At 42.5% G+C, this 12,992-nt stretch carries 10 protein-coding genes; all 10 read right to left on the bottom strand.

The features are described 5' to 3' along the window. Positions 1 to 198: 198 nt before the first annotated feature. The 10 genes from uvrC to polX all read right to left on the bottom strand — a co-directional run bounded on the left by uvrC (position 199) and on the right by polX (position 12,958). Positions 199 to 1,974, bottom strand: a complete 1,776-nt coding sequence (gene uvrC / locus M1E09_RS05320; protein WP_456273820.1) for an excinuclease ABC subunit UvrC — start codon at positions 1,972 to 1,974, stop codon at positions 199 to 201. A gap of 190 nt (positions 1,975 to 2,164) precedes the next feature. Further along, positions 2,165 to 2,479, bottom strand: coding sequence for a thioredoxin (gene trxA / locus M1E09_RS05315; RefSeq protein ID WP_456273819.1), 315 nt, complete (start codon positions 2,477 to 2,479; stop codon positions 2,165 to 2,167). Positions 2,480 to 2,782: 303 nt separating this feature from the next. After that, a complete protein-coding gene (locus M1E09_RS05310) occupies positions 2,783 to 3,763 on the bottom strand; it encodes an electron transfer flavoprotein subunit alpha/FixB family protein (RefSeq protein WP_456273818.1) in 981 nt (326 codons plus the stop codon). A gap of 169 nt (positions 3,764 to 3,932) precedes the next feature. Further along, on the bottom strand, positions 3,933 to 4,706 hold the full coding sequence (locus M1E09_RS05305) for an electron transfer flavoprotein subunit beta/FixA family protein (RefSeq protein ID WP_456273817.1): 774 nt from the start codon (positions 4,704 to 4,706) through the stop codon (positions 3,933 to 3,935). 106 nt (positions 4,707 to 4,812) lie between these two features. Then, positions 4,813 to 5,586 (bottom strand): enoyl-CoA hydratase, encoded by a 774-nt coding sequence (locus M1E09_RS05300; protein ID WP_456273816.1) that lies wholly within the window; start codon positions 5,584 to 5,586, stop codon positions 4,813 to 4,815. Between the two features lie 26 nt (positions 5,587 to 5,612). Continuing rightward, on the bottom strand, positions 5,613 to 6,200 hold the full coding sequence (locus tag M1E09_RS05295; protein ID WP_456273815.1) for a TetR/AcrR family transcriptional regulator: 588 nt from the start codon (positions 6,198 to 6,200) through the stop codon (positions 5,613 to 5,615). A 181-nt stretch (positions 6,201 to 6,381) separates the two neighbouring features. Next, positions 6,382 to 8,076 carry a long-chain-fatty-acid--CoA ligase gene (locus M1E09_RS05290; protein WP_456273814.1) on the bottom strand — a complete coding sequence of 565 codons (1,695 nt, stop codon included), beginning with the start codon at positions 8,074 to 8,076 and terminating at the stop codon, positions 6,382 to 6,384. A 302-nt stretch (positions 8,077 to 8,378) separates the two neighbouring features. Beyond that, on the bottom strand, positions 8,379 to 8,786 hold the full coding sequence (locus tag M1E09_RS05285) for a DUF350 domain-containing protein (protein WP_456273813.1): 408 nt from the start codon (positions 8,784 to 8,786) through the stop codon (positions 8,379 to 8,381). Between the two features lie 72 nt (positions 8,787 to 8,858). Then, positions 8,859 to 11,216, bottom strand: coding sequence for an endonuclease MutS2 (locus tag M1E09_RS05280; RefSeq protein ID WP_456273812.1), 2,358 nt, complete (start codon positions 11,214 to 11,216; stop codon positions 8,859 to 8,861). 23 nt (positions 11,217 to 11,239) lie between these two features. Then, positions 11,240 to 12,958 carry a DNA polymerase/3'-5' exonuclease PolX gene (polX, locus tag M1E09_RS05275; protein WP_456273811.1) on the bottom strand — a complete coding sequence of 573 codons (1,719 nt, stop codon included), beginning with the start codon at positions 12,956 to 12,958 and terminating at the stop codon, positions 11,240 to 11,242. Positions 12,959 to 12,992 lie beyond the last annotated feature (34 nt).

The raw sequence follows: 12,992 nt of genomic DNA, 5'->3' as shown, positions 1-12,992 counted from the left end.
AGCTATTCCCCGCTATAATACCATGTTTAGCCATTAATCATACCATTATAAAAGCTAAGTCCCCCTGTAATAATATGTCTTGCCGTGAATCTCCCAAGAAAATTCATTTTATTAAAAAACCCCCAATAGCCTTGAATAATACAGGTTAGCAGGGGAGTTAACTATGCAATTTTTGATCCTCAGACAAGGAGAGATGAATCACTCTTCCTTCAGCTTCTCCATCAGTTCCTCGGCGGCCGCTTTCGGCAAACCGGCTTCAATGAATTGTTCAAGTCCGGCTTCTTTCATTTTTTTCATTGATCCAAACGTCTTCAGCAGCTGCTTTTTTCGTTTTGGACCTATTCCACTTACTTCATCAAGCATGGATGAAAAAGCCGTTTTACCTCGCAGCTGCCTGTGGAAAGTAATCGCGAAACGGTGAACTTCGTCTTGAATTCGCTGCAGGAGATAGAACTCCTGGCTTCTTTTCTCAAGCGGCACAATTTCAAGCGGGTCGCCATATAAGAGTTCTGAGGTCTGGTGTTTTTCATCTTTCGCCAATCCTGCTACTGGAATATCCAGATTCAATTCCAGTTCGAGCACTTCTTTTGCTGCCCCAATCTGCCCTTTTCCACCATCAATCACAATCAAGTCCGGAAGCGGCAAGCCTTCTTTCAATACTCTTGTATATCTTCTTCTGACTACTTCACGCATGGAATCATAGTCATCAGGCCCTTTTACAGATTTTATTTTATATTTTCGATATTCCTTCTTTTCGGGTTTGCCGTCAAGGAAAACAATCATAGCTGAGACAGGGTCCGTCCCCTGAATGTTCGAGTTGTCGAATGCCTCAATCCGATGTGGTGTATAGATGCCCATTGCCTCACCCAGTTTATCAACTGCATGAATCGTTCTTTCTTCATCCCTTTCAATTAAAGAGAACTTTTCCTTTAATGCAATCTCCGCATTTTTCCCTGCCAGTTGTACCAAGTGTTTTTTTTGCCCTCTTTGCGGCCTGGTGGTTCTCACATCCAAGAGTTCGGATACGATGGTTTCATCAATTCCTTCCGGAAGATTGATTTCTTTTGGCTTGAAGTGATTAGTTTTCGAATAAAACTGCCCAATATATGTTAAGAACTCCTCTGACGGTTCATCATAAATCGGGAACATGGAAACATCGCGCTCAATGAGCTTACCTTGGCGGACAAAAAACACCTGTACACACATCCAGCCTTTATCGACAGCATACCCGAAGATGTCCCTATCGGTGAAGTCCGTCATGGTCATCGTCTGCTTCTCCATCGTTGCTTCAATATGCTGAATCTGATCCCTGAATTCTTTTGCTCTTTCAAATTCCAGGTTTTCAGCTGCTTTTGTCATTTTCTCATGAAGCTCTGTCTTAATTTCTTTATAGCCGCCATTGAGGAAGCGGGATATTTCATCGGTTAGTTTTTTATATGTTTCCTGCTCGATTTCATTGACACAGGGTGCAAGGCATTGCCCTAAGTGGTAATACAAGCAGACCCGGTCAGGCAGGTTATCACATTTTCTCAACGGGTAAATCCTGTCGAGAAGTTTTTTCGTTTCATTTGCCGCCCCTGCATTTGGGTACGGACCGAAATATTTGCCCTTATCTTTTTTTACATTGCGTGTAATGATAAGCCTGGGATGTCTCTCTGCTGTCAGTTTGATAAATGGATAGCTTTTATCATCTTTCAGCATGACATTATATTTAGGATCATGTTTTTTGATCAGATTCAATTCAAGAATCAGCGCTTCCAAATTGGATGATGTTACAATATATTCAAAATCCTCGATCTCACCGACGAGCCTTTGAGTCTTTCCATCATGAGATCCCGTAAAGTAAGACCTCACACGATTTTTCAGCACTTTGGCTTTCCCAACATAGATTACTGTTCCCTGCCTGTCTTTCATCAGGTAACATCCCGGCTGATCCGGCAGCAGTGCAAGTTTATTTGAAATGATCTCGTTCATTTATATTCACCCCCTGCGCCATACCTTTATAAAATGAACGGAAAACAGTAAACTTCTTCAATAATCATAGGCAATTAGTCGAATAAGGTCAACAGGAGAACCTTTGGCAAAAGAATACATTTGCACTGTGAATATCATCCATAAAAAAAGAAACGAGCCAAAGGGCCCGTTTCTTTAATTTCTCACAGCATTATGAATGTTTGTTCAGTAATTCAGCAAGAGCTTCTTTTGGTTGGAAGCCGATAACTTTATCAACAACTTCGCCATCTTTAAGAACTACAAGAGTAGGAATACTCATTACACCATAGTTTCCTGCAGTTTCTTGGTTTTCATCAACGTCAACTTTGACGATTTTTACTTTGTCGCCCATTTCAGAATCAAGTTCTTCAAGGACTGGTGCAATCATTTTACAAGGCCCGCACCAAGGTGCCCAGAAGTCAGCAAGTACTAAACCTGAACTTACTTCGTTTGTGAATGTTTGATCTGTTGCGTTCGTAATAGCCATTTATATTCGCCTCCAATTATCTTTAAAAGTTAACGTCAGTATATCATCGTTTTTTTGATGATGCTATAAATATGCCTCGGAGGTAATTTACCCTTAATCACCTTGTTTATTCATGGTTGGATAACCAAATTTTTCAGGAAATGAGCCCTCCAACAAAGCGGCATACCTTGTGTTACCAGAAGAAATCAGTCGATATATTATCGTATTAGCACGATGAAATTCCGTGCGGCCTCTTAGCCGGCAGCTTTACAATCAAAGTACAAATAGTGAAGCAGCTGCTCTGAGAGCAGCTGCTTAGGTTGCTTATGAAGAAGATACTTTTAACTTTTTGAATTCTTCTGTAAGCATAGGAACAACTTCAAACAGGTCGCCTACAATTCCGTAGTCAGCTACATTGAAAATGTTAGCTTCCGGATCTTTATTGATTGCCACGATGATTTTAGAGTTTGACATACCTGCTAAATGTTGGATAGCTCCAGAAATACCGCAGGCAATATATAAATCAGGAGTAACAACTTTACCAGTCTGCCCAATTTGAAGAGAGTAGTCGCAATAATCCGCATCACATGCCCCACGGGAAGCTCCTACAGCACCTCCTAAAACATCGGCAAGCTCATTTAATGGGTTAAAACCATCTTCGCTTTTCACTCCGCGTCCGCCGGCAATGACAACTTTCGCTTCGGAAAGGTCAACTCCTTCGCTTGCTTTGCGGACAACTTCCTTGATGACCGTACGGATATCTTTAATATCCACTGAGACGGAACTAACATCTCCACTTCTGGATTCGTCTTTCTCAAGCGGATCGATGTTATTAGGCCGGATTGTTGCAAAGATTAATCCATCTGTAACGATTTTCTTTTCGAACGCCTTACCGGAATAGATAGGGCGGGTGAATACAAGGTTGCCGCCTGCCTCCTCAAGAGCTGTAGCGTCAGAAATCAAGCCGGTGCTAAGCTTGCTGGCAACCTTTGGAGAAAGGTCTTTACCCAAAGCAGTATGCCCGAAAACAATGCCTTCCGGATTTTCCTGTTCGATTACAGCCATTACTGCTTGAGAATACCCGTCAGATGTATATTGATCAAGCTTCTCATCTTCAACAACAACGACACGGTCAGCTCCATATTGGATCATTTCATTTCCTAAAGCGCTTACAGAAGCGCCCAGCAAAACTCCTACAACTTCTCCTCCTTCTGCAACCGTCTTGCCTGCTGCGATTGCTTCAAAGGAAACGTTTCTTAATGCATTATCTCTTACTTCACCAAGTACCAATACTTTTCTTGCCATGTTAGATTACCTCCTGAGTGAATGTTCTGTTGATTGGTCTACAACTAAAGCTGTCGCCGCTTAGATTGCTGCTTTTCGGATAAATTCCGGCACAAAGGCCATTCGCGCTTTTTCCTTAGAACGATTTCACTAATCTTTCTAAGCAGCAATTTTTACGGAAAGAGCTTTATTAAACGACTTTGGCTTGTGTATGAAGAAGCTCGACAAGTTCTTTGACTTGATCATCAAGCTCACCTTCAAGAATTTTGCCCGCTTCCTTCTCAGGCGGCAAGAAGATTTCAATCGTTTTCGTTTTCGCCTCAACATCTTCTTCTTCAAGGTCCAGATCATCAATTTCGATTTCATCTAAAGGTTTTTTCTTTGCTTTCATAATTCCAGGCAGAGATGGATATCTCGGCTCGTTCAAACCTTGCTGTGCCGTTACCAGCAAAGGAAGGGATGTTTCGATTGTCTCAGAATCACCTTCTACGTCACGTACAACCGTTACGGTATCTCCATCGATTTTCAGGCTTGTAATTGTTGTAACGTAAGGGATATTAAGCTGCTCAGCTACACGTGGACCTACTTGTCCGGAACCTCCGTCAATCGCAACGTTACCTGCAAGAATTAAATCTGCTTCTTTGTCTTTCAGGAATTCAGAAAGAATCTTTGCAGTTGTGAACTGGTCACCATTCTCTACGTCATCTTCAGTGTTGATGAGGACAGCCTTATCCGCTCCCATAGCAAGTGCTGTGCGAAGCTGTTTTTCACCTTCTTCATTGCCAACAGAGACTACAGTGATTTCTCCACCATGTTCGTCACGGACCTGGATTGCTTCTTCGATTGCATATTCATCATAAGGATTGATGATGAATTCAGCACCATCCTCACTGATTTGATTGTTTGAAATACTGATTCTTTCCTCAGTATCGAAAGTTCTTTTCATAAGTACATAGATGTTCATTTCTAGTTCCCTCCTAAAAGTTCAAACTTTCAATTGTTTAAAAAGATTGAGAAAATTTTAAGCAAAAAAATATTCTATATCTGAGTTTCAAGAGCAGGCCATTAATTTACTTGCCCTTGAATTCAGGAGAACGTTTTTCAATAAATGCTTTGATTCCTTCTTGACCGTCTTCTGACATGAAGACTTCTCCGAAGAGTTTCGCTTCACGCTCGACACCTTCATAGAAACGGTCATCTTTAGTATAACGAAGCAATTCGAGAGCTGCTTTCATGGAGACAGGACTCTTCTTCGCGATTGTGAACGCCATTTTCTTTGCCTCTTCAAAAACTTCCTCATCAGGATAGGCCCTGTTTGCCAATCCGCAGCGGGCTGCTTCTTTACCGCTTATCGGCTCACTCGTCAGCAGCATTTCGGCAGCTTTTGCTGAACCGACAAACTTAGCTAAACGCTGAGAACCGGCAAATCCCGGAATAAGTCCCAATTGAAGTTCAGGCAAGCCAAGCTTGGCATTTTCACCGGCAAGGCGGATATGGCAGCCCATTGCCAGTTCAAGGCCGCCTCCTAAGGCAGCGCCATGAATTGCAGCAATGATCGGCTTAGAGAAGTTCTCCATGCGTTCAAAGAGGTCTTGGCCCCTTTTGGACAATTTCGTGAAGTCATCTCCGCTTTCGACCTTGGTAAACTCTTTAATATCGGCGCCTGCTGAGAAGAATCTTCCTTCACCATGCAGAAGCAGCACTCTTACATCTTCGTTACTCTCCAATTCATCCATCAAGGCATCCAATTCAATGATCAAATCGCTTGCCAAAGCGTTTGCAGGGGGACGCTGGATTGTAATCAGTGCTGTTTGGCTTTCAATCTTGCAGCTCAAATACTGCATCTTTCCTACCTCCTTATGCAAATACTTCAGCCCCTGGAACCACAGCCGTTAAGCAGCAGTTTATGTATAGCAGGGACTTGTGATGAAAGGTCATACTTTTGTTCATTCATGACCCAGTTCGTAAGCATCTCGTCAATTGTACCAAAGATCATCTGGCGTGCCAGCCTGATATCAAGATCGGACGAAAATTCTCCCGAATCAATTCCCTCAGTCAAAATCTTATCTATTACTGATAGATATCCTTTTAAGACTTCATTGACCTTCAAACGTATATCCTTGTTTGACTGCCTTAATTCAAGCTGTGTGACAATAGCCAGATGGTGATCTTCCGACAAGATTTTACAATGATTTTCTATCATCATTAATAACTTCTCCGCCGCTGTTCGTTTTCCTGCTATAACTTCTTCAATTTTTTCGACAAACATTCCCATTTTCTCTCTGAATAATGAGATCAATATATCTTCTTTGTTTTTGAAGTAAAGATAAATGGTGCCATCCGCCACTCCAGCCTGCTTCGCTATTCTTGAAACCTGGGCCTGATGGTATCCATTCTCAGCAATCACAATTACAGCGGCATCGATGATTTGTTTATATTTCGGTTTGTCTCTTTTCATATCATGCCCTGCCTCTTCAAATACTGAATGACTATTCATTCATATTTTCATAATAAAATGCTCGAGAATAAATGTCAAGAATAAAATCCTTGTCCACTTCTCTTGCAAAAAGAAGGCTGAATACTAGCCTCAATGTTATACGGTTTCAAATTGAAGTATCTTTAACTCCAGCCAATGAACCTCAACCAAGTTTTTCATCATTATCTAACTTACTCTTTTCTTCATCAACCAGTGCTCTTCTCAAGATTTTGCCGACAGCTGTTTTTGGCAGCTCATCCCTGAATTCATAAATTCTCGGTACTTTATAGGCTGCAAGATGCTTTCTTACAAATTCATCCAATTCCTCTTCTGACGCATTTGAATTTTCTTTCAGTACAATATATGCCTTTACGGTTTCACCACGGTATGGATCCGGGATTCCGGCAGCGACAACTTCCTGTACATCAGGATGTTCATAGAGGACCTCTTCAATTTCCCGTGGATAGATATTAAATCCGCCAGCAATGATCATATCTTTTTTGCGGTCTACTACATAAAAGTAGCCTTTTTCATCCATATACCCCAGGTCACCCGTGAGCAGCCAGCCGTCCTTCATTGTCATCTCGGTTTCTTCCGGCCTGTTCCAATACCCTTTCATTACTTGAGGACCTTTGACACAAATCTCCCCAATTTCATTTGGCGGGAGCTTTTCGCCCGTTTCCATGGAGAAGATGGCAGAATCCGTGTCCGGCCATGGAATTCCAACACTTCCTTTCATTCGCTCGCGATCCCATAAAAAGTTGGCATGTGTGACAGGGGACGATTCCGTCAGCCCGTATCCTTCTACCAGCTTTCCACCAGTGACTTCCTCAAACTTCTGCTGTACTTCTACCGGAAGGGGAGCTGACCCGCTTATACAAGAATGTACAGAAGATAAATCATACTTTTTTAAGTCCGGATGATTCAATAAACCGATATATATGGTAGGCGCACCTGGAAATAGTGTCGGCTTTTGTTTCTGAATGGTTTTCAGCGTCGTTTCCACATCAAACTTCGGCAGCAATACCATTTTATATCCTTGCATCACGGACAGGATCATTACGGTGGTCATCCCATATACATGAAAGAATGGAAGGATCCCTAAAATGATTTCTTCACCTTTCTTACACTTATACAGCCAAGTGTCACACATTGCGGCATTTGATACAAGATTTTTATGGGTGAGCATGACACCTTTTGGAAATCCTGTCGTACCGCCTGTATACTGGAGCAATGCCAGATCTTCTTCAAAATCAAAAGGCAGGTCGATCGTTTCATTGCTGGATTTCTTCATAATTTCTGTAAAAAGATGAAATTTCTCTGAAGGCTCCACCTTGACCACGATGCCGTATTGTTTTTTCTGGATAAAAGGATAAACCAGATTCTTCGGAAACGGCAGGTAATCTTTGATAGCGGTTACAATTATGTGCTGGAGAGATGTATCATTCATTACTTTTGAAACCCTTGGAAAAAGGATATCCATCGTCAAGATCACTTTCGCACCCGAATCATTCATCTGGTATTCAAGCTCTCTCTCCATATAGAGTGGATTAGTCTGAACGACAACACCGCCAGCGTATAAAATGCCGTAATAGCCAATCACTGATTGAGGAGTGTTCGGCAGCATAATCGCAACCCTGTCTCCCTTTTCTATTCCCAGACTTCTTAAATAGTTGGCAAACTTCAAGGCTGAGTCATAGAGGTCTCTGTAAGAGATCTCTTTGCCCATAAAATGGATGGCAGACTTTTCAGGATAAAGTTCTGCCGCTTTAGTCAAATAGTCCTGCAGCGGTGCGGGTGTATAATCAAGTTCCTTCTTAATTTCTTCCGGATACAATTCAAGCCATGGCCTTTCCATAATTCATTCCCCCCTTTTAAATTATTAGAAAATTTTAATTCTTTATACTATTATAGTATATCTTTACTACTCTTACAATTCGAAATGCTATTTACACACATTATGAATATTTTCAGCGTTTCATACCTGGGACAACTTATCTTTTCTCCTATAGCTTTGCATAAAAAAACAGGGCCGCCGCAGCAGCCCTGTTCTCTTAGCAATATTTTTACACAAAGAAGAATAAGTAAATAATGCCTACAATGATAAATCCGGCACAAAGCCCGAGTAATACTTTCGCTAATGTTTCCATGTTTCTCTCCTTATGAGATTCCTGCCCCTATAACATAAGACAGGCCAACAGATATGACAAGGGAGATAAAGCCTACCGCCCGGTTGTCTTTTTGAATCTCGTCATCAATTTTAAACTTTGGTGTCAAAAACTCATAAATGAAGTATCCGGATAACAGCAGCAGAAAACCGAATACACCCCAGCCGATGGTGGTCAGCAATGTATCGTTTTCTGCAATGGAATGCCTGAAAATATTGGCAATTCCAAATATTTTCCCGCCAGTGGCCATTGCAACGGCAAAATTCCCTTTTTGGATTTCTTCCCAATTCTTGTACTTTGTCACAAGTTCAAAAATTGAAAGAAACAAGACGAGGAAAAGTATGACAACACTGTAATAACCAGCTGTTTGAATAAATTCATTTTCCCAAAAGTTCTCCATCCCCAAACTCCCTTAAAGTTATTATTTCGCATGCAATAAAAGTATTGTTTGATATAGAAGTAGAAGAAAGCCTTATTTAAACTCTACTACACTAACACCTGTGCCGCCTTCTCCTGCTTCACCAAGCCTTACACGTTTAACGGAGCGGTGGTTCTTAAGATATTCCTGAACACCTTGTCGAAGTGCTCCTGTCCCTTTACCATGGATGATGGAAACCCGTGGATAACCGGCAAGCAAGGCATCATCAATATACTTTTCTACTCTTGACAATGCATTTTCAAACCTTTCACCCCGAAGGTCAAGTTCCAGTCCGACGTGAAAGTCTTTTCCTTTTACAGTGGCTAGAGGTTTTGTTTCCACTTTTTTCTCTGCTTGAATGAATTCCAGGTCTCTCTCTTTGACTTTCATTTTCATGATCCCCATCTGTACCTGCCATTCCTTATTAGAAACCTTATCAATCAGATGCCCTTTCTGATCGAATGAAAGCACTTTGACTTCATCTCCAGGCTGGAGCTCGCGCTTTTGTTTGGCAGCAGCTTTCTGAGGCTTGCTTCTTTCTAATACAGGCGCCGCACCTTCTATCCTCTTCCTTGCGTCAATCAACTCATGCTCTTTTACTTGTGCGCTTTTTTCAAGCCTCATTTTCCTGAGATCACGAATAACGCCTTCAGCCTCTTCTTTTGCTTGTTCAACGACGCGGGAAGCTTTCAGTTCAGCTTTCTCATACATGCTGTCCCGCTTTTCATAAAACTCCATCATTTGTTTTTGAATATCTTTATGCATTTTTTCAGCCTGCTTCAACAGTTCATGCGCTTCATCATAATCCGCTTCGGCATCTTTTCTGCTTTTTTCCAGGGACGCAATCATATTTTCAATTTCCTTACTGTCAGTGCCGATATGTGACTTGGCACGATGGATGACTCGATCAGCCAGCCCCAATCGCTTCGATATCTCAAAAGCATTGCTTCGTCCCGGAACCCCGATCAGCAATTTATAGGTCGGGCTCAATGTCTCGACATCAAACTCGACACTTGCGTTAATTACACCATCTCTATTGTAGCCGTAAGCTTTCAATTCCGGATAGTGAGTGGTGGCGACCACCTTGGCTCCACGTTGATGCACTTCATCCAAAATGGAAATAGCCAGGGCTGCACCCTCTTGCGGGTCTGTACCGGCTCCCAGTTCATCGAAAAGTACAAGGCTTTCATGATCGACTTTTCCAAGGATATCCACAATATTCACCATATGGGAAGAGAATGTACTCAAGCTTTGCTCAATTGATTGTTCATCCCCAATATCGGCATAAACATTTTGGAATACGCCCATTGTAGAGCCGTCCAAAGCCGGAATCTGCAAGCCGGACTGCGCCATCAAAGTCAGAAGCCCGATCGTCTTAAGGGTTACGGTTTTTCCTCCGGTATTCGGACCTGTAATGACTATCGAACTGAAATCCTTGCCTAACTCGATATCATTGGCGACAGCTTCTTCTATTGAAAGCATGGGATGCCTTGCCCGGTTCAGCTTCAGGACCTGATCGCCGTTGATTTCGGGTTTGGTCGCTTTAATAGACTTGCCATACTTCGCTTTGGTAAACATGAAGTCAATATCCGAAAGAATGGAAACGATATCAAGCAAATCTTCCGAATATCCACTGACCTCCACTGTCAGCTCAGTCAATATCCGTTCGATTTCCTGTCCTTCTTTCAGCTTCAGCTCCCGCAGCGTATTGTTAAGAGAAACAATGACTTCCGGCTCGATGAATAGAGTCTGTCCGGAAGAAGATGTGTCATGGATGATCCCTCCATAGTTCCCGCGATACTCCTGCTTCACAGGAATTACATAACGGTCATTCCGGATGGTGATGATAGCATCAGAGAGCATTTTTTGTGCGTTGCTTGAGCGTATCATCCTTTCAAGCTTCTCTCTGATCCGTCCTTCATTGGCTCTGATTTGTGAGCGGATCTGCCTTAGGGAATCACTCGCTGAGTCCAGGATAGCTCCATTTTCATCAACGACCGCCTTGATTTTGTGCTCCAATGGAGTAAGGACCGCCATGCCGCTGATTTTTTCAGCTAAAATAGGCAAGTCGATTTCTTCGTCCTCAAGATCTTCCATGAAAAGCCGGAACTGCCTGCTGGCATAAATCGTGCTGGCCACCTGGACGAATTCCTGAGGACTGAGCATCCCCCCGATTGTCGCACGCTTTACAGCTGGGCGAATATCAAAAATGCCTCCCAGCGGAGCATGTCCCTTAATTCTCAATATACTTGCCGCTTCATCCGTTTCCGCCTGTATTCTAACCACTTCTTCCAGAGACACAGAAGGATGAAGACTTTCTGCGCGCGATCTGCCAAGCGCTGAGGCTGCAAATCCTGCAAGAAGTTCCTTTACTTTGTTATATTCCAGTGTCCTTAACACTTTATCATTCATGGAGTATACCCCTCCCTAACGTATCAATCGTTTCTTTTTAAAAATTTCAGCAAGTCTTCGCTCTCAAAAGTGTTGATTACAGAGCTTGATTTGACCCAGCCTTTTCTTGCTGCTCCTACACCGATTTCCATAAATTCCAGGTGGTCGATGCTGTGGGCATCTGTATTGATGACAATCTTCACCCCTGCCTCCTCTGCTTTTCTGATATTTTGAGAGGAAAGATCAAGCCTGTTTGGGTTGGCATTAAGTTCAATTGCGGTATCCGTTTCTTTTGCCAGTTCTATCAGCATATCAACATCTACATCGTAGCCGTCTCTTCTGCCGATGATCCTCCCGGTTGGATGGGCAATAATATCCACATGGGCATTTTTTAACGCTGTTTTCAGACGGCTCATGATCTTGTCACGAGATTGGCTGAAACTTGAATGAATTGATGCGATCACGAGATCCATCTGTTCCAGTACTTCATCTTCATAATCAAGCGTTCCATCAGGCAGAATATCCATCTCTATCCCCGAAAGAATCGTGATATCATCATATTTATCATTTATCTTACGGATTTCATCCCGCTGTTTCAATAGTCTCTCAGCAGTCAGTCCATTGGCAACTTTAAGGTATTGAGAATGGTCGGTGAAGGCCATATACTTGTATCCTTTCTTCCTGCAGGCTTCAACCATTTCTTCTAAAGAATATGCCCCATCCGTCCAGGTCGAATGCATGTGCAAATCGCCTTTGATATCCTGAAGCCGAACGAGTCCATAATCATTCGTGTAATTCTCAATTTCCTTTCCGTCTTCTCTCAGTTCAGGAGGAATCCATGGAAGGCCAAAATGGGCAAAGAAATCTTCTTCATTAGAGAAAGTGGTTACTTCTCCCGTTTCTGCATTTTCGACTCCATACTCACTGATTTTTTCTCCACGTTCTTTCGCAATCTGCCTCATCCTTACATTATGATCCTTTGAACCCGTAAAATGGTGGAGGGCAGTAGCGAATTCTTCCGGCTGTACTAATCTGAAATCAACGGATACTTCCCAGTCATATAAGAAAATCAAGGATATTTTCGTATCACCTGCAGCAGAGGATTCTTTAATATCAGGCAGATTCATAATCTGCTCTTTTACAAGCTGTGCATCCTCCACTGCAATGATAAAATCAAGATCTTTCACGGTCTCTCTCATTCGCCTGAGACTGCCTGCGCGGGAGAACTCTTTAATCCCCTTCATTCCGGCAAGTGCCCTTTCAACTTGTTCTGCAATTGGAATCATATATGCAGCCGGAAGCCTGTCCGGCTGCGAGCCCGCACTTTCAATTGCTGCAAGGATTTTTTCTTCTGTCTTTTTGCCGAAGCCTGAAAGGGATGAAACCTTTCCTGCTTCACATACTTCCTTTAAATCTTCTATATTGGTGACACTCAGTTCCTGATAAAGCTTGGCAATCTTTTTTCCTCCGAGTCCAGGGAGCTTCAGCAAAGGTACAAGCCCTTCGGGAACATCCTGCTGCAACTCTTCCAAGACGCTTGACTTGCCATCGGCTATATATTCTTCAATCACTGCCGCAGTTCCTTTTCCAATGCCATTCAGAGCCGTGAAAGAATCAATGCCATTCAAGCTTCTGTCATCGTTTTCCAGCGCTGCCGCCGCTTTTCGGAATGCAGACACCTTGAACGAATTTTCACCTTTCAATTCCATATATATCGCAATTCTCTCAAGTAGTTTAATAATATCTTTTTTATTTACAGCCATCGAATCACCCTCTATAAAAAATTTTTCAGAGTAA

The sequence above is a fragment of the Bacillus sp. AK031 genome (assembly GCF_053903065.1).
The sequence above is the reverse complement of the archived record's forward strand: the minus strand, read 5'-3'. Positions and strand labels throughout refer to the sequence as shown.